The sequence below is a fragment of the Solirhodobacter sp. genome, assembly GCF_964715405.1.
The window spans coordinates 1-16,934 of the sequence record NZ_CBAICG010000025.1 but is presented as its reverse complement, the minus strand read 5'-3'; the positions used below and the strand labels follow the sequence as shown (position 1 = coordinate 16,934).

Annotated in this window: 17 protein-coding genes and 1 tRNA gene; 7 read left to right on the top strand and 11 right to left on the bottom strand. The window is 68.4% G+C overall.

Annotation, left to right across the window (positions count from 1 at the left end; translation table 11 throughout):
* The first annotated feature begins 5 nt into the window (after nucleotides 1-5).
* Nucleotides 6-1,352, top strand: a complete 1,347-nt coding sequence (locus tag AC11WY_RS12240) for an ammonium transporter (RefSeq protein ID WP_482925838.1) — start codon at nucleotides 6-8, stop codon at nucleotides 1,350-1,352.
* Between the two features lie 149 nt (nucleotides 1,353-1,501).
* Here the strand turns inward: AC11WY_RS12240 and AC11WY_RS12235 are convergent, their stop codons facing one another.
* From AC11WY_RS12235 to smpB, 3 genes are all read right to left on the bottom strand, one after another.
* Entirely contained in the window at nucleotides 1,502-2,683 is a 1,182-nt protein-coding gene (locus AC11WY_RS12235; RefSeq protein WP_482925836.1) for an amino acid aminotransferase, read from the bottom strand.
* Nucleotides 2,684-2,686: 3 nt separating this feature from the next.
* Nucleotides 2,687-3,535 carry a 3-mercaptopyruvate sulfurtransferase gene (sseA, locus tag AC11WY_RS12230; RefSeq protein ID WP_482925834.1) on the bottom strand — a complete coding sequence of 283 codons (849 nt, stop codon included), beginning with the start codon at nucleotides 3,533-3,535 and terminating at the stop codon, nucleotides 2,687-2,689.
* Nucleotides 3,536-3,604: 69 nt separating this feature from the next.
* The gene (gene smpB, locus AC11WY_RS12225; protein ID WP_482925832.1) at nucleotides 3,605-4,078 is read right to left on the bottom strand and encodes an SsrA-binding protein SmpB; all 474 of its coding nucleotides are present in this window, start codon (nucleotides 4,076-4,078) and stop codon (nucleotides 3,605-3,607) included.
* A 170-nt stretch (nucleotides 4,079-4,248) separates the two neighbouring features.
* Between smpB and AC11WY_RS12220 the strand changes: the two genes are divergently transcribed.
* Together AC11WY_RS12220 and AC11WY_RS12215 are read left to right on the top strand one after the other, a co-directional pair.
* Complete coding sequence (locus tag AC11WY_RS12220) at nucleotides 4,249-4,776, top strand: ion channel (RefSeq protein ID WP_482925830.1); 528 nt, start codon at nucleotides 4,249-4,251, stop codon at nucleotides 4,774-4,776.
* Nucleotides 4,773-5,618, top strand: coding sequence for a fumarylacetoacetate hydrolase family protein (locus tag AC11WY_RS12215; protein WP_482925828.1), 846 nt, complete (start codon nucleotides 4,773-4,775; stop codon nucleotides 5,616-5,618). Before AC11WY_RS12220 ends, AC11WY_RS12215 begins: the two co-directional genes overlap by 4 nt.
* A 51-nt stretch (nucleotides 5,619-5,669) precedes the next feature.
* Here the strand turns inward: AC11WY_RS12215 and AC11WY_RS12210 are convergent, their stop codons facing one another.
* The 6 genes from AC11WY_RS12210 to AC11WY_RS12185 all read right to left on the bottom strand — a co-directional run bounded on the left by AC11WY_RS12210 (nucleotide 5,670) and on the right by AC11WY_RS12185 (nucleotide 11,099).
* Nucleotides 5,670-6,509, bottom strand: coding sequence for a copper uptake system-associated protein (locus AC11WY_RS12210; protein ID WP_482925826.1), 840 nt, complete (start codon nucleotides 6,507-6,509; stop codon nucleotides 5,670-5,672).
* A gap of 72 nt (nucleotides 6,510-6,581) precedes the next feature.
* Nucleotides 6,582-6,941, bottom strand: coding sequence for a hypothetical protein (locus AC11WY_RS12205; RefSeq protein ID WP_482925824.1), 360 nt, complete (start codon nucleotides 6,939-6,941; stop codon nucleotides 6,582-6,584).
* A gap of 67 nt (nucleotides 6,942-7,008) precedes the next feature.
* Nucleotides 7,009-8,511, bottom strand: a complete 1,503-nt coding sequence (gene glpK / locus AC11WY_RS12200; protein ID WP_482925822.1) for a glycerol kinase GlpK — start codon at nucleotides 8,509-8,511, stop codon at nucleotides 7,009-7,011.
* Complete coding sequence (glpD, locus tag AC11WY_RS12195) at nucleotides 8,508-10,061, bottom strand: glycerol-3-phosphate dehydrogenase (protein ID WP_482925820.1); 1,554 nt, start codon at nucleotides 10,059-10,061, stop codon at nucleotides 8,508-8,510. The genes glpK and glpD overlap by 4 nt, the downstream gene beginning before the upstream one ends.
* A gap of 172 nt (nucleotides 10,062-10,233) precedes the next feature.
* The gene (locus tag AC11WY_RS12190; protein ID WP_482925817.1) at nucleotides 10,234-10,659 is read right to left on the bottom strand and encodes a DUF6691 family protein; all 426 of its coding nucleotides are present in this window, start codon (nucleotides 10,657-10,659) and stop codon (nucleotides 10,234-10,236) included.
* The gene (locus AC11WY_RS12185) at nucleotides 10,659-11,099 is read right to left on the bottom strand and encodes a YeeE/YedE family protein (protein WP_482925815.1); all 441 of its coding nucleotides are present in this window, start codon (nucleotides 11,097-11,099) and stop codon (nucleotides 10,659-10,661) included. Before AC11WY_RS12185 ends, AC11WY_RS12190 begins: the two co-directional genes overlap by 1 nt.
* A 389-nt stretch (nucleotides 11,100-11,488) precedes the next feature.
* On the opposite strand from AC11WY_RS12185, the gene AC11WY_RS12180 reads away from it, so the two are divergent.
* Both AC11WY_RS12180 and AC11WY_RS12175 read left to right on the top strand, forming a co-directional pair.
* Nucleotides 11,489-12,253, top strand: coding sequence for a DeoR/GlpR family DNA-binding transcription regulator (locus AC11WY_RS12180; protein WP_482925813.1), 765 nt, complete (start codon nucleotides 11,489-11,491; stop codon nucleotides 12,251-12,253).
* 189 nt (nucleotides 12,254-12,442) lie between these two features.
* On the top strand, nucleotides 12,443-13,531 hold the full coding sequence (locus tag AC11WY_RS12175; protein ID WP_482925811.1) for a TonB family protein: 1,089 nt from the start codon (nucleotides 12,443-12,445) through the stop codon (nucleotides 13,529-13,531).
* A gap of 4 nt (nucleotides 13,532-13,535) precedes the next feature.
* Here AC11WY_RS12175 and AC11WY_RS12170 read toward each other — a convergent pair whose 3' ends face one another.
* A complete protein-coding gene (locus tag AC11WY_RS12170; RefSeq protein WP_482925809.1) occupies nucleotides 13,536-14,573 on the bottom strand; it encodes a LacI family DNA-binding transcriptional regulator in 1,038 nt (345 codons plus the stop codon).
* Between the two features lie 285 nt (nucleotides 14,574-14,858).
* On the opposite strand from AC11WY_RS12170, the gene AC11WY_RS12165 reads away from it, so the two are divergent.
* Nucleotides 14,859-14,934: transfer RNA gene (locus AC11WY_RS12165), tRNA-Arg, on the top strand.
* Between the two features lie 5 nt (nucleotides 14,935-14,939).
* Here the strand turns inward: AC11WY_RS12165 and AC11WY_RS12160 are convergent.
* Complete coding sequence (locus AC11WY_RS12160; RefSeq protein WP_482925807.1) at nucleotides 14,940-15,536, bottom strand: DUF998 domain-containing protein; 597 nt, start codon at nucleotides 15,534-15,536, stop codon at nucleotides 14,940-14,942.
* 92 nt (nucleotides 15,537-15,628) lie between these two features.
* Between AC11WY_RS12160 and AC11WY_RS12155 the strand changes: the two genes are divergently transcribed.
* Nucleotides 15,629-16,934, top strand: a 1,306-nt coding sequence (locus tag AC11WY_RS12155) for an MDR family MFS transporter (protein ID WP_482925805.1), incomplete at its 3' end; no start/stop codon positions are given.

Below are 16,934 nucleotides of genomic sequence, written 5' to 3'. Positions count from 1 at the left end.
GGGACATGTCGAACTTCAAGAAGATTCTCGGTCTGGCGGCAGTGGCGGCGGCCGTCGCGCTTCCGGTGCTGGCACAGACTGCGGGCACGGACGCGACCGCCGCAGCCCCCGCCGCGGCGGCTGCCGCGCCTGCAGTGATCAACTCCGGCGACACCGCCTGGATGATGACGTCGAGCGCGCTGGTGCTGTTCATGACGGTGCCGGGCCTTGCGCTGTTCTACGGCGGTCTTGTGCGCACCAAGAACATGCTGTCGGTGCTGATGCAGTGCACGCTGATCACCGCGCTCGTGATGGTGCTCTGGGTGCTTTACGGCTATTCGATGGCCTTCGGCGGCGGTCCTTCGCCCTATTTCGGCGGCTTCGGCAAGGTGTTCCTGTCCGGCCTGACGCCCGCGTCGATCTCGGGCACCATCCCGGAATACGTCTTCGTCGTGTTCCAGATGACCTTCGCCGTCATCACGCCCGCGCTGATCATCGGCGCCTTCGCCGAGCGCATCAAGTTCTCGGCGCTGCTGCTGTTCGTGGCACTCTGGGTCACCTTCGTCTACTTTCCGATCGCCCACATGGTCTGGGATACCACCGGCCTGTTCTTCAAAATGGGCGCGATGGACTTCGCGGGCGGCACCGTGGTGCACATCAACGCCGGGATCGCGGCCTTCTGCGGCGCCCTGCTGATCGGCAAGCGCGTCGGTTTCGGCAAGGACAACATGGCGCCCCACTCGATGACGCTGACGATGGTTGGCGCCTCGATCCTGTGGGTCGGCTGGTTCGGCTTCAACGCGGGCTCCGCGCTGGCCGCCAACGGCACCGCGGCGCTGGCGATGATCAACACCTTCGTGGCGACCGCCGCCGCGATCCTGGCCTGGTCGGCGGTCGAGGGGCTGGTGCGCGGCAAGGCCTCGATGCTGGGGGCGGCGTCGGGCATGGTGGCGGGTCTGGTCGCCATCACCCCGGCCTGCGGCTTTGTCGGCCCGCTGGGCGCGATCGTGCTGGGCTTCATCGTCTCGCCGATCTGCTACGTCTTCGTCACCACGGTGAAGTCGAAGTTCGGCTATGATGACAGCCTCGACGTGTTCGGCGTGCACTGCATCGGCGGGATCACCGGCGCCCTGCTGACCGGCATTCTGGCCGACGTCGGCTTCGGCGGCGTGGGTTATGCCACCGGCCAGACCATGATGGGTCAGGAAATGGTGCAGATCGAGGCCGTGCTGACCACGATCCTGTGGTGCGGCATTGGCTCGCTGGTGCTCTACAAGATCGTCGACATGCTGATCGGCCTTCGCGTCGACACCGACGCCGAGCGCGAAGGTCTGGACCTCTCGTCCCACGGCGAAGCGGCTTACCACGGCTGATCCTCCTCCCCGGCCGTGACACTGGACCGGCGGAGCGCAAGCTCCGCCGGTCTTTTCATGTGGAGAAGCCGCCGTTGGCGCGGGACAGAGCGGGGGGCTTCGCGCCCCCCGCACCCCCGGCGGGATATTTTCAGACCGAAAATGAAGGATCAGATGCCGCAGTCGACGATCGCCTGCGCGAGGATCGGCACGGTGGTGGCGTTCAGCCCGGCGATGTTCATGCGGCTGTCGCCGACCATATAGATGCCGTGCGCGGCGCGCAGCCGTTCGACTTGCGCGGGGGTAGCACCAAGGCGGGAGAACATGCCGCGGTGCTGGGCGATGAAGCCGAACCGGTCGGACCCGGTGAGGCGGCGGAGTTCGCGCGCCAGTTGTTCGCGCAGGCCCAGCATCGACAGGCGCACCGCTTCCAGTTCGGCCTGCCAGTCGGCCCGAAGCGTTGGATCGTTCAGGATCATCGTCACCAGCCGGGCGCCGTGATCAGGCGGGAAGGAAAAGTTCTGCCGGTTCAGGAACGCCAGCGTGCCCTGCGTCACCGCGCGGCTGGCCGGGCTGGTCAGCACCATCAAGAGGCCCGCGCGTTCACGGTAGACGCCGAAGTTCTTGGAACACGACGCGGCGATCATCACCTCGGGCAGACGGGCGGCGATCAGCCGGGTGCCCGCCGCGTCCTCCTCCAGCCCGTCGCCGAAGCCCTGATAGGCGAGGTCGATGAACGGAATCGCGCCGCGTTGGCCAAGGATGTCGGCGACCTCGCCCCATTGCGTCAGGTTCAGGTTGGCGCCGGTCGGGTTGTGGCAGCAGCCATGCAGCAAGACCACGTCGCCCGCCGCAACGCGGCCAAGGTCGGCCGCCATGCCGGTGAAATCGACCGCCCGCGTCTCGGCGTCGAAATAGCGGTAGGTGGCGGATTTCATGCCCAGATAGGCGATGATCGAGGGGTGGTTGGGCCAGGTCGGGTCGGGGAGCCAGACGGTGGCGCCGGGTGCCGCCAGCCGGATCAGTTCCAGCCCCTGACGGATCGCGCCGGTGCCGCCCGGCGTCGCCGCCGCCGCCATCCGGGCCGCGTCATACCGCGCGCCGAGGATCAGCCCCGCCAGCGCGGCGTGGTAGTCGGGCTCGCCCGCCAGTCCGGTGTAGGTCTTCGTGCGTTCGGTCTCCCAGAGCTGCCGCTCGGCCGCCTTCACCGCGCGCATCACCGGGGTCAGCCCGGTCGCGTCCTTGTAGACGCCCACGCCAAGGTCGATCTTGTCGGCCCGCGGATCCTCGCGGAACATCGCCATCAGGGCCAGGATCTTGTCAGCCGGTTGCGGCGTCAGCGAGTCGAACATCGTCTAGCCTTTCGCGACCTTCAGGTCGCCATACATGCCCCATTCGGCCCACGATCCGTCATAGACCGCGTGCGCGCGGTGCCCGATCCGTTCCAGCGCCAGATCGAGGATGGCCGCCGTGATGCCCGACCCACAGGTCGAGATGATGGGCCTGGCCAGGTCAACCCCGACGGCCGCGAAGGCGGCACGCAGGGCGGCCACGTCCTTCATCGTGCCATTGGAGTTCAGAAGGTCTTGATAATGGACGTTCTTCGATCCGGGGATATGGCCCGCGCGAAGCCCCGGCCACGGTTCTGCCGCCTCGCCCCGGAAGCGGGCGGGGGAACGCGCATCGACGATGTCCCAATCGCCCAGCTTGGACGCGGCGGCGACCTGCGTGACGTCCTTCACCAGCCCGGCCTGCCGTTGCACGGTCATGTGGCGGTCGCGCACGATCGGGTCCATGTCCTCGATCTCGCGGCCCTCGGCGCGCCATTTCGGCAGGCCACCATCCAGCACGGCCACATCGGTCTTGCCCATCAGGCGGAAGGTCCACCAGACCCGCGGCGCCGACAGCAGGCCCGCGCCGTCATAGACCACGACCTGATGACCATCGCCGATCCCCATCGCGCGCAGGCGCGAGATGAACTTCTCGGGCGGCGGCGCCATGTGCGGCAGGGGCGAGCGCTGATCGGCGATCTCGTCGATGTCGAAGAAGCGGGCGCCGGGAATATGGGCTGCGGCATATTCGGCACGGGCGTCGCGGCCGGTGTCGGGCAGATACCACGAGGCGTCGAGGATGCGCAGGTCGGGGTCGCGCAGATGGGCGGCGAGCCAGTCGGTGGAAACAAGGGTTTTCGGATCGTCCTGCATCATCGGCGCTCCTGCACTCGGCCAGATTGACTTAGCGGGGTGTGCCCGGTCAGGCAACCCCGGCGCGGCCTACTGGTTTTGCTTCAGCAACCGGCGTTTCTGGCGGTCCCAGTCGCGCTTGGCGCTGGTTTCGCGTTTGTCGGCATGGGACTTGCCCTTGGCCACCCCCAGCTTCAGCTTCACCATGCCGCGTTCGTTGAAATAAAGCTTCAGCGGCACGATGGTCATCCCCTCGCGCGCCGTCGCCGACCAGAGCCGTGCCAGTTCCTTGCGCGAAACCAGTAGCTTGCGCCGACGGCGTTCATCATGGCCCCAGGTCTTGGCCTGACGGTAGGGCGCGATGTAGCCGTTGATCAGCCACAACTCGCCGCCCTCGACCGAGGCATAGCTTTCGGCGATGTTGGAGCCGCCCTGGCGCAGCGACTTCACCTCGGACCCGGTCAGCACGATGCCCGCCTCGATATCGCTTTCGATGGCGAAATCGAACCGCGCGCGGCGGTTGTCGGCGATCAGCTTCGAATTGGGGTCAGCGTGTTGCACCATGATCGGACCGAGATAGGCATGTGGCGGGGGCCTGTCCAGACGGCGGCAAACCGAATACCGAATTTGCACCGATAAAGCACCGAAAACACACCGACGTTGCACCGACGTGCGGCGCTTTTCCCCTGGCGCGCCACAGTCTACTGTAGCTGCCGCAGCGGCAAGGAGAACGCATGATCATCCAGATTCTCGTCGGGTCGTGTCTGATGCTGACCTGCATCCTGGTCGCGGGGCTCAGCTTCTGGTTCATGGAGGTGATGCTGCAGCGCGCGATGCCTTGGTTCATGCGCGAGCCGCATCGCCCCAAGCTGATGCTGGCACTGTCGCTGGCCGCGATCTGGAGCCTGTGGCTGGTCACGGCCGGGGTCTGGATCTGGGCGATCGCCTTCCGGCTGATGGGCCTCTTTCCGACGATGGAACAGGCGGTCTACTTCGCGCTGGTCTCGTTCACGACGCTGGGCAACGGCGACGTGCTGCTGCCGAAGGAATGGCAGTTGCTGGGCGGGATGGCGGCCGCCAACGGGATGCTGAACTTCGGGCTGCTGATCGCCGTGCTGGTCGATGGGCTGCGCCATCTGCGGATCGGCCAGATCGAGGCTCGCCAGCGCCAGCACCCGCGCGCGGCGCGCGTCGATGCCTTGACGTCGAAGGCCGGGCCAGCCAAGTCTGGCGACAAACCGAAAGAAGGGGACAGGCGATGAAGCTTTTGCGCTATGGGCCGAGCGGGGCCGAGAAGCCGGGGATGCTGGATGCCGAGGGCCGCATCCGCGACCTGTCGGCCGTGGTGGGCGATATCGCGGGCGATGTGCTGACGCCCGAAGGGCTGGCGGCACTGGCGGCGATTGATCCGGCCAGCCTGCCGCTGGTCGAAGGCGCGGTGCGCTACGGCCCCTGCGTCGGCCGGGTGGGCAAGTTCATGTGCATCGGTCTGAACTACGCCGACCATGCCGCCGAGACCGGCGCGCCGATCCCGAAGGAGCCGATCCTGTTCATGAAGGCCACCAGCGCGATCGGCGGGCCGGATGACGAGGTGCGGATTCCGCGCGGATCGGAAAAGACCGACTGGGAGGTGGAGCTGGGCGTCATCATCGGCAAGCGGGCAAAGTATGTGACCGAGGCCGAGGCGCTGGACCATGTCGCGGGGTATTGCGTGATCAACGACTATTCCGAGCGCGCCTTCCAGACCGAACGCGGCGGCCAGTGGACCAAGGGCAAAAGCTGCGACACCTTCGGCCCGATCGGCCCCTGGCTGGTGACGCGTGACGAGGTGGCGGACCCGCAGAACCTGGCGATGTGGCTGACGGTGAACGGCACCACGCGGCAGGACGGATCGACGAAAACGATGGTGTTCGGCGTGGCGCATCTGGTCAGCTACCTGAGCCAGTTCATGAGCCTGGAACCGGGCGACGTGATCTCGACTGGCACCCCGCCGGGCGTCGGCATGGGGATGAAGCCGCCGACCTACCTGCGCGCCGACGACGTGGTGGAACTGGGGATCGAGGGCTTGGGCAAACAGCGCCAGAGCTTGCGCGCCGACGCGTGACGGCGGCCGGAAAGCGGGCGCTCCGACGTCGGGCGCCCGCCGCCAGAGGGATCAGTTTCCGGCGCCGTCCATCTGCACGGTGCCTGCAAAGCTGTTGAGCAGCGCCACTGTGGCGGGCGGCAGCGTGGCGTCGGCCGCGGCCACCGACATGGCCAGCGCATCGGCATCCGCCGCGCTGAGCCCGAGCGACTTCAGCGTGGCGGCCTGCGTCAGGCTTTCACCCGAGCAGAGCGTGATCGACCAGCCCTTGGCGCCCTTGGTCAGGAAAGCGCGTCCGCCCATGCCGCCCTGCGACCAGCCCGCGACGGCGGCGCTGCCCTGCACCGAGACATTGGCCACGGTCAGCGGGGCGTCGGGCTTGTCGAACTGGCCCTTGATCGTGGCGGCGATGGCGTCGGCGTCGGCGCTGTCCATCTTCATTCCGCCCATCGTCGCGTCGCCCGACTGCATGTCCATGCCGCCGTCGCCGATCATGAACTCGATCTTGACGTTGCCCGCGTTCTTGAAGGTCAGCGTGGCCGGAACCATCTCGCCCTTGGTCAGCGGTTTCTTCAGGCCCATCATCATGATGTGATAGCCGCCGTGCTTCAGTTCGACCTTGCCGTGGGCCGGAATCTCCAGCGACTCGACATGGGTCATGGTGGCGATGCCGTTCGCATCGACCGCCGTGACATGCAGCATCAGGTCGGCGAAATCGCCCGAGACGCCGATCAGGTCATCGGGCGCGTCACCGGCGTTGGTGATCGTCATGAACCCCGCGTCCGACATCTGCGAGGGCGTCGTCGGTGCGGCATGCGGGTCGGAGATGGTGAGGCTGCCGACGGTAAAGTCTTGCGCCGCGGCAGACGTGGCAAAGGCCAGGGCGGCCAGAATGAGGCTGAGTTTCTTCATGGTGTGTCCGTTCGTGTCTGAGCGGGCCCGCGCCGCAGTGCGGTCGCCGGGCCGGGGTGAGGGATGACGGGCTCAGACGGCGGCGGGCGGACCGCGGACTGCACGCACCGGGTCGCGCGGCGTGTCGGGCAGCGCGGGGGTGGCAGAGAACAGCGGCGCGAGCGCCAGAACGTAGCCGACGGGATGCGGCAGGGCGACCGGATCGGGGATCAGGGCCGGGCCGGTCAGGCAGCAGTCGCACGGGATGCCGCGGTGGCTGGCGCCGCCCGAGCCCAGGCAAAGATCGTCAAGGCTGCCGCCCGCCTCGGCATAGGCGATCAGCGCCGGATCGGTCGCGGCGCGCGCATAGCTGTAACCCAAGCCCGTCGCCATGCTGGCGAGGACGAGCATCAGGGTCAGGACAAGGCCCGGAAGGCGGCGGTTCTGGCGCATGGCGCGAGGTTAGGCGCAAGCCGCGGCGCTGAACAGGGGGGCAGAGTGCGACAGGGTCACGCGGGCGTCAGGATGCGGCGGGCGTCAGGGTGCGGCGCACCGCATCCTTCCACATCGCGTAACGGACATCGCGGGCGGCCTGCGGCATCTGCGGCGTGAAGCGGCGATCGAGCGCCCAGGATTGCGCGAAGCCCGCGGCATCGGGGCAGACGCCCGCCTGCATCCCGGCCAGCCAGGCGGCGCCCAGCGCGGTGGTTTCACGGACCTGCGGTCGGTCCACCGGGGCGCCGAGGATGTCGGCGAGGAACTGCATCGTCCAGTCGCTGGCCGTCATGCCACCGTCGACGCGCAGGGTCCGGGTCGGGGTGCCGCCCCCCGAGTCGGCAATCATGTCGGCGGCGATTGCCTCCATCAGGTCGCGGGTCTGGAAGCCGACGCTTTCCAGCGCGGCGCGGGCCAATTCGGCCGGGCCGGTGGCGCGGGTCAGCCCGAAGATCGCGCCGCGGGCGTGGGCATCCCAGTAGGGCGCGCCGAGGCCGGTGAAGGCGGGAACGAGGATGACCTGCTGATGCGGGTCGGCGGTTTCCGCCAGCGGCCCGGCCTCGGATGCCGCGCCGATCAGGTGCAGCCCGTCGCGCAGCCATTGCACCACGGCGCCCGCGATGAAGATCGAGCCTTCAAGCGCGTAGGTCGGCTGGCCGTTCAACTGGTAGGCGATGGTGGTCAGCAGGCGGTGGGTGCTGATCACCATCCGGTTGCCGGTATTGGCCAGTGCGAAACAGCCGGTGCCATAGGTCGATTTCACCATGCCGGGGGCAAAGCAGGCCTGGCCGACGGTCGCGGCCTGCTGGTCGCCCGCGACGCCGAGAATCGGGATTGAGCCGCCGAACAGCGTGGTGGCGCCGAAGTCGGCGGCGCAGTCGCGGACCTCGGGCAACAGCGATGCGGGGATGTCGAACAGGGCGCAAAGTTCCGGTGACCAGCGGCCGGTGCGGATGTCATAAAGCATCGTGCGGGCGGCGTTGGTGGCGTCGGTGGCATGAACGCGCCCCTCGGTCAGCTTCCAGATCAGGAAGCTGTCGACGGTGCCGAACGCCAGTTCACCTTTCGTTGCGCGCGCGCGGGCGCCATCGACATGGTCGAGCAGCCAGGCGAGTTTGGTCGCCGAAAAGTAGGGGTCGAGCAGCAGGCCGGTGGTTTCGCGGATCAGCGGTTCATGGCCCGCGGCGCGCAGGCGTTCGCAGGTGTCGGCGGTGCGGCGGTCCTGCCAGACGATGGCGTTGCGCAGCGGTTCGCCGGTGGCGCGGTCCCACAGCAGGGTGGTTTCACGCTGGTTGGTGATGCCGATGGCGGCGATGTCCCTGGCGGTCACCCCGGCGTTGGCCATCACCTTGCGGATGGTGCCCTCGGTCGAGGACCAGATCTCGGCCGGGTCATGCTCGACCCAGCCCGAGCGCGGGAAGTGCTGCGGGAACTCGGCCTGGGCGGTGGCCTCGACCCTGAGCGCCGCGTCGAACAGGATCGCACGGGTGGAGGTGGTGCCCTGGTCGATGGCAAGGATGCGGGTCATGCGCGGGCCTCCGTCATCCACGCCTCCAGCGCGGCGATCTGGTCGGGCGTCAGCCTGAGGCCGAGTTTCGAGCGGCGCCAGACCACGTCGGCGGCGGTGCGGGCGTATTCCTTGCCCATCAGCCAGTGCAGTTCGGCCTCGGTCAGCGTCGCGCCGAAGTCGCGGCCGAGGTCTTCCGGGCGCTTGGCGGCGCCAAGGATCGTTGGCGCCTCGGTGCCATAGGCGCGGCACAGGCGGCGGGCGTGGAAGGCGGTGAGGAAGGGGTAATCCGTGCGCAACCTCGCAACGAGGGCATCGAAGCCCAGCACCGGAAAATCGCCGCCGGGCAGGGCTGCGCCCGCCGTCCACGCCGGTTTGGCCTTGGGGAAGAACGGCAGCAACTTTTCCAGCGCGTGTTCGGCAAGGCGGCGGTGGGTGGTGATCTTGCCGCCGAAGACGCTGAGCAGCGGCGCACCAGCGCCCTTGTCCAGCGACAGCACGTAGTCGCGCGTGGCGGCAGTGGCCGATTTCGCGCCATCGTCATAAAGCGGGCGGACGCCGGAATAGGTCCAGACGATATCGGCCCGCGTCACCGGCCTGGCGAAGTATTGCGAGGCGAAGGCGCAGAGGTAATCCTGCTCCTCAGGGGTGCAGACCGCATCGCCCGGCGAGCCCTTGTGATCCTTGTCGGTGGTGCCGATCAGGGTGAAGTCGCCCTCATAGGGGATCGCGAAGATGATCCGGCCATCGGTGCCCTGAAAGAAGTAGCAGCGGTCGTGATCGAACAAACGTTTGGTCACAATGTGGCTGCCGCGCACGAGCCGAACGCCCTCGGTGGAGCTGATGCCAAGCGTGCCGGTGATGATCTGGCCGACCCAGGGCCCGCCTGCGTTGACCAGTACGCGGGCGGTGTGGGTCACGGTCTCGTCGTCGCCCTCCACCGTGATGTGCCACAGATCGGCCTCGCGCCGCGCGCCGGTGACGCGGGCGCGGGTGAGGATGGTCGCGCCCTTCGCCTGCGCATCGCGGGCGGCCAGCACGACAAGGCGGGAATCCTCGACCCAGCAGTCGGAGTATTCGTACGCATGGGTGAACTTCGGGTTCAGCGGCTTGCCCGCCGGATCGGTCGTCAGGTTCACCGACCGCGTGCCCGGCAGAAGCTTCCGACCGCCCAGATGGTCGTACATGAACAGGCCCAGCCGGATCAGCCAGGCCGGGCGGCGGCCCTTCATCCACGGCATGAAGACCGACAGCAGGCGCGAGGTCGGCGTGTCCCCCTCGAACCGCATCGAGGGGTGATAGGGCAGCACGAAGCGCATCGGCCAACTGATGTGCGGCATGGCGCGCAGCAGCACCTCGCGCTCCACCAGCGATTCGTGGACCAGCCGGAACTCGAAGTATTCGAGGTAGCGCAGGCCGCCGTGAAAGAGCTTGGTGGACGCCGACGAGGTGGCCGAGGCAAGGTCGTTCATCTCGGCCAGGGTGACGGTGAGCCCGCGCCCCGCCGCGTCGCGCGCAATGCCGCAGCCGTTCACGCCGCCGCCGATGACAAAAAGATCGACCGGTTCCATCTGGCCCCCCTGTTTGCATCGGACCATCGGTGGAACTGTTCGTTTCGTCAATTGTCATGTTCGCTCGTGACAGGTTCGTTGCCTGCGAAAAAGGCCCCCGACCCGTCAGAGGGCGGCGGCCTTTCCGTCACGCGATGGCTTGGACGAATTCAAAGACCAGACCCGCGACGGGTCAGGCGGTCTGGACCGCGCCCCGTTGCAGAACCTGATGGCCGATCATCCCCGCGATCATCGCCAGCACGAAGGCGGTGCCGCCGACCCCGCTCCATCCGAGCGAAGCGAGCGCGGGGCCGGGGCAGAAGCCCGCCAGCGCCCAGCCGATGCCAAAGAGCGCCGAGCCGCCCAGCAGCCGCGCGTCGATGACCTGCGCGGGCATCGACGGGATCGGCTCGCCCAGAACCGCCGTCCGGCGCCGCGCCGCGATGCGCCAGGCCAGCAGCATCGGCAGGATCGCGCCGCCCAGCACGAAGGCGAGCGTCGGATCCCAGGTGCCCGCGATGTCGAGCCAGCCCTGCACCTTGGCGGTGTCGGTCATGCCGGAGACCAGCAGCCCGAGGCCGAACAGGGCGCCCGAGACGGTGGAAACAAGAAGGCGCATCAGATGGCTCCCAGAATGTGACGGGCGACGTAGAAGGCGACCATGCCGGCCGCAAGGTAGACGACGGTGGCAGCGATGCTGCGGATCGAGAACCGCGACATGCCACAGACGCCGTGACCCGAGGTGCAGCCGTTGGCGAGGCGGGTGCCGAAGCCGACCAGCAACCCGGCAACGATCAGCAGCGGGACATCGCCCGAGACATGGGTCAGGGGTGCCCCGAACAACGCCACGGCCAGCGCCGGGGCGCCGATCAGCCCGGCCAGGAACGTCAGCCGCTCATCGGAGGCGCGTTCGCTGGTGCCCTCCAGTGCGCTGCCAAGAATTCCACTCGCACCGAGGACGCGCCCGTTGAAGAGCAGCAGCACCGCGGCCGCGACGCCGATCATCAACCCGCCGACAAGGCCGAACAGCCAGTCTTGCGGAATCGCGGTCAGGGGCATCGGATGTCCTTCCTTGGGGCCGGCGCGGGGGGCTACGCTGTGCCCTGATATGGGGCAATCCCGTAACCAATTGCAATCATGGGGAAAAGATAAGGACCACGTTCGCCTGCCGGTCTGCGGCGGGGGAATGACCTTCCACACAACGGAGGGGCGGCGGAACAAAGGACCGCTTTCGAGAATGGCCGGAAATATTTTCCGGAATTGGCCGCGTTTTCGCGCCGGACCAAAACGTTTGTTCCTCCCTTTCTGGCGCGGGTGCGCCAGTTTCACCCGTGCGTTGCGATTCGGCTCGGCCGCCGACAGTCGGCGCGCGCGCCTTCCGGCGGATCGGTTACCCCGGCAATTCCCGAACCGCTCGGGCTTTGCTACACCGGGGGCAGGAGGCTTCGATGGCACAGAATTTCCGGCAAGGCGAAATCCTGAAGATCGCGCGGGAAGAGGGCAAAGTGGTGGTCGAAGACCTCGCCGCCCGCTTTGGCGTGACCTTGCAGACGGTGCGGCGCGACCTGACGGAGTTGTGCGACGCCGGGCAGTTGACGCGCGTCTACGGCGGGGCGGTGCTGGCCTCGGGTGTGGTGAACATCGGCTATGAGGACCGGCGCAGCCTGCATGCCGCCGAGAAAGAGCGGATCGGGCGGCTCTGTGCGGCGGCAATACCGCAGGATGCCTCGCTGTTTCTCAACATCGGCACCACCACCGAGGCGGTGGCGCGCGGCCTGCTGCATCATCGCAACCTGATGGTGGTGACGAACAACCTGAACGTCGCGAACATTCTGGCGCGGAACGAGGGCTGCGAGGTGATCGTGGCGGGGGGCGTCCTGCGGCGCGCCGATGCCGGGCTGGTAGGCGACATGACGATGGAGGTGGTGCGCCAGTTCAAGGTGGATTTCGCCGTCATCGGCGCCTCGGCACTGGACGAGGCGGGCGATCTGCTGGATTTCGACGTGCGCGAAGTGCGGGTGGCGCAGGCGATTCTTGCGCAGGCGCGGCGGCGGTTTCTGGTGGCCGACCGCTCCAAGTTCGCCCGCACGGCGCCGGTGCGCATCGCCTCGCTGGCCGGGGTGGACACGTTCTTCACCGACGCGTCGCCCTCCGCGGCGGTGCGGGCCGCCTGTGCGGCTTGGGGCACCGAGATCGCGGTGGCGGGTGATTGAGGCTGGTTTGCGCGGCGCGCGCAGGGGCCTATCCTGCGCGGCGATTCGCGCCTGCTGGCCGGGGTGTCGCCTTTGGCCGCGCCCGCTTGGGCGTGGGGCGCGATGCTGACGCCGAAGGATGCCGGAAAGGATGACGATGCCCGCCTGCCTGCCAGACAAGACCGGCGACCCGCCGGGACCGGGGCGGGCATGAGCGTCGTCGCGTTCCCGCGCCGCCGGGTGGAAACCCCCGCCCCGCCGCCACCGCTGAGCGCGCGTCAGGTGGTGGCGTTTCCGGGGCGGCGGTTTCCGTCCATCGAGGTGGCGCCCGAGGGTGGGCCTGCGCCGCGCGTGGTGGCGCCGCGACGGGCTGTTGCCGAGGCGGAGCGGCGGCGAGGGGAGCGGCTCTGGACGGTGGCGATCTCGGCGCTGCTGCACGTCGGCGTGGTCGGGCTGGCGCTGGCGGCAACAACGGGGGGGCTGTCGTCGGGCGATGGCGGGGTGTTGCAGGTGACGCTGGTCGCCGCGCTGCCACCCTCGCCCGCGGCAACCGGGCCGGTGGTGCCGACGGTGGTGCAAGCCGCCCCTGTGACCCCCCACGAGGATCGGTTGGTGGTCGCGCCGCGCGCCGATACGCCGGTCGCGCAGGCGGTGGTGGTGCGGCCCGTTGCGCCGATGGCCGATGCGCCCGCGCAGGCGGTGCCGTTGCCACCCGTGCCGGGGTTGGTGGCCGCGATCGGGCAGGTTGCGGCGCCGCCGGATGCCGAAGGGACGCTGCCGCCGCTGCCGGGCGACGGGGCGGGACCGGCGCAAACCGATGCAACGCCACTGCCGCCGCCGCGCGCGGCCGAGCCTGCGCCGCTGGCGGATGCGGCACCCCCGCCACCGAAACCGGCGGCATCGCGGCCGAGACCGGCCGAAGCGCAAGCGGGTGGCAAGGCGCGTGGCGCGGGTGCCGGGGCTTCGGCGGGCACGGGCGGGCAGGCCGCGATGACGGCGACCGGTTCGGCCGAGGCGACGGCTTTGGCAGGCTGGGGCGCGCGGATCATGGCGGGGGTGGAGCGGCACAAGCAATACCCGGTGGCGGCCGGGGATGCGCGCGGCACGGTGGGGGTGGCGCTGTCGCTGGACCGCGACGGGCAACTGGTGGCGGCCAGTGTTGCGCAGTCTTCCGGCGTGGCGGCGCTGGACCTTGCGGCGGTGGCGGCGGTGCGGGCGGCGGCACCCTTCCCGGCGGCGCCCGATGCGCTGACGGCGGCCGATTACGGCTTTACCCTGCGGGTGAAGTTCGGCGGCTGAGCGCTCAGCGCGGCGGGCGGATCGTCTCGCCGGGGTCGAGCCGGGGGGTCAGTTCGATGCGCAGGCCGCTGGTCTTTCCGTCGGCGGTCTTGCCCGCGATGATCTCGGCGGCGCGGCGGCCGACCTCCAGCCGACAGGCATCCATCGTGGCAAGGCGCCGGGGCAACCCTTCCAGCAGTTCGACGCCGTTGAAGCCGGCAAGGCCAAGCCGTTCGGGCACGTCGATGCCCGCGCCAAGACAGTGCAGAAGCCCGCCCGCGCCGATCATGTCATTGGAATAGTAAAGGAAATCGAGATCTGGTCGGCGCGCGAGGATGGCCTGCGTCATCTCGCGCCCCTTCAGCAGCGCCGAGCCGCCGTCGTAGTATTCGCGGTCCTGCACCTCCAGCCCCGCCCCGGCGAGCGCGGCGGTGAAGCCTTGCAGCCGTTTGCGGGCGCGGTGGTCGTGCGGCATCTGGGTGCCAAGAAAGCCGATCTTGCGATAGCCCGCGGCCAGGATCGCCTGCGCCATCATCTGCCCGGCGCGGATGTGCGAGATGCCCACGACGGAGTCGACCGCCTCGCCATCGACATCCATGATCTCGACGATCGGGATGCCCGCGTTGCGCATCATGGCGCGGGCGGCGTCGCTGTGTTCCAGCCCGGCGATGATGACGCCCGAGGGGCGCCAGGACAGCATCTCGTAAAGCACCCGCTCTTCGCGCTCGGGCGAGTAGTTGGTGACTCCGACGACCGGTTGCAGGCCGGTATCGTCGAGGATTTCCGAAATGCCGGTCAGCACTTCGGGGAACACCATGTTCGACAGCGACGGGATGATCACCGCGATCAGGTTCACGCGCTGCGAGGCCAGGCCGCCCGCGATCCTGTTGGGCACATAGCCCAGCGCCTTGGCCGCCATCAGCACCCGGTCGCGCGTGCTGCGCGAGACGTCGCCGCGGTTGCGCAGAACCCGGCTGACCGTCATCTCGCTGACCCCGGAGGCTTCGGACACATCGCGAAGCGTCAGGGTGCGGCGGGGGTCGAGGCGTGGTTCGCTGGTCAATGGAGTGCCCGAATGAACTGTGGATAGATCATTGTTAGCGCCAACCTCGCGCTTGTCCAAGCCCGCATGTTCGGCTATGTTACCGCTAACGGCCGCAAAGCCGACCGAATCCAGCGCGTCCTGCAAGCTCTTTCTCCGTGACGATCTGGACTTTAGGGGGAGTGGTGGGCCAAAAGTCACTCCCCCTTGCCTTCCCCGCCCCGCCTTCCCCGCCTTGCCGATGCGATCGCGACCAGCCCAGGACAGTTGCGCACCGCGTCGTTTCCCGGCACAAGGACGGCGCGTGGCCCCGTAGCTCAGGGGATAGAGCGGCCGCCTCCTAAGCGGCAGGTCGATGGTTCGAATCCATCCGGGGTCACCAGTGTCTCAGCCCGCGCGGCGCAGCAGCCAGAGCCCTGTCACGCCGAGCCAGAGCGGGAACGGGTAGGCCGTGATCCGTTCCACCGTGCCGATGCCGAGGCCAAGATCGGCCTTCACCGCCAGCAGCGCGAGACCCGCAAGGCCGATCAAGCCGCTGGCAAGGCTGTAGAACGCGCGGGCAGGGGCGACGGGGCGCAAGGCGAGGCCCGCCAGCACCATGCCGAGGTTCGAGAGCAGGAAGTTCTCGGCGGCGCCGTTGTAATGCCAGGGCGAGCCCGAATCCTCGGGATAAAGGCCGACAAGGATCACCCCCGCGGCCGAGGCGGCGATGCAGACCAGCGCGGCGGTGAACATGCTGCTGCGTGGAAAGATGCGCCGGACCGCCAGCGCGCCACCGGCGATCAGCACCCCCTGCAGCAGGAACGACGCGTTCATCAGCGGGTGCAGCGGCGAGCAGACCTTGGCGCAGGTGCGGGCGCCAAGGTCGCTGATGTAGTTCGTGGGCAGGTTGTAGGGGCCGCAGTAGCCCTGCGCCACGATGGCCTCGGCCACGAAATATTGAAGGCACAGCACCCAGAGGATCGCCCCGCGCCGGTCTGTCATGATGCCCGCCTCCGGTTGCCCTGCCCTGCGCCGCGTCCTAGATTGGGGCGCGCGGGGGGCGGATCACCAGCCCCCGTGGCAAGGAATTCCGCATGACCACACCCTCCGCCGAACCCGCCCAGTCGCGCAAGCTGATCATCACCGCGATCGCGGTGATGATGCTGCTGGCCTCGCTGGATCAGACCATCGTGTCGACCGCGCTGCCCACCATCGTGGCCGATCTGGGCGGGCTTGACCATCTGAGTTGGGTCGTCACCTCCTACCTGCTGGTCTCGACCGTGGTGGCGCCGCTTTACGGCAAGCTGGGCGACCTCTACGGCCGCAAGGTGATGATGCAGATTGCCGTGACGCTGTTCCTGCTGGGCTCGATGCTCTGCGGGCAGGCCACCTCGATGACCTTCCTGATCCTGGCGCGGGGCTTGCAGGGCGTGGGCGGCGGCGGGCTGATGGTGCTGGCGCAGACGGTGATCGGCGACGTGGTGGCGCCACGGGAGCGGGGCAAGGTTCAAGGCGTGTTCGCCGCCGTGTTCAGCCTGTCGAGCGTGGCGGGACCGCTGGCGGGCGGCTACATCGTCGATCATTTCTCGTGGCGGTGGATCTTCTACATCAACCTGCCGCTGGGCATCGCCGCGCTGGTGGCCTTTGCCGTCGCGTTCAAGCCGCGCGGCATCCGCACCAGTCACAAGATCGACAGCATGGGGGCGGTGCTCTTGACCACGGCGCTGGCCTCGGTGGTGCTGTTCACCAGCCTCGGCGGGCGCAGCTTTCCCTGGGGCTCGCCCTTCATCCTGACGCTGATCGTGCTGAGCATTGCCGCTATCGGCGCGCTGATCGCCACCGAACAGCGCGCGGCCGAGCCGATCCTGCCGCCCGCGCTGTTTCGCCACAACACCTTCGTGATCTTCAGCGCGATCGGCTTCATCGTCTTTGCGACGATGTTCGGCGCGATCACCTTCCTGCCGCTTTACCTGCAAGTCGCGAAGGGCATCAGCCCGACCGCCTCGGGGATGCAGCTTCTGCCGCTGATGCTGGGCATCGTCACGTCGTCGGTGGTCAGCGGTCAGATCATGGGGCGGACGGGAAAGTACCGCTGGCTTCCGGTCGGCGGCACCTTCATGCTGACGGTCGGCCTGACGCTGCTGACGCAACTGACGCCGGAAACGCCTCGCTGGGCGCTGACGATCATGATCGCGATGGTCGGCCTTGGCATGGGGCCGACGATGTCGGTGGGCACCACGGCGATCCAGAACGCGGTCCCGCGCGAGATGCTGGGGGTGGGCACCGCGGGGTTCCAGCTGTTCCGGCAGGTCGGGGGGTCGATCGGGATCGCGCTGTTCGGCACGCTCTTTTCGGCGCGGCTGGCGACGCTTCTGGGCAATACGCTGCCCGGAGGTTTCG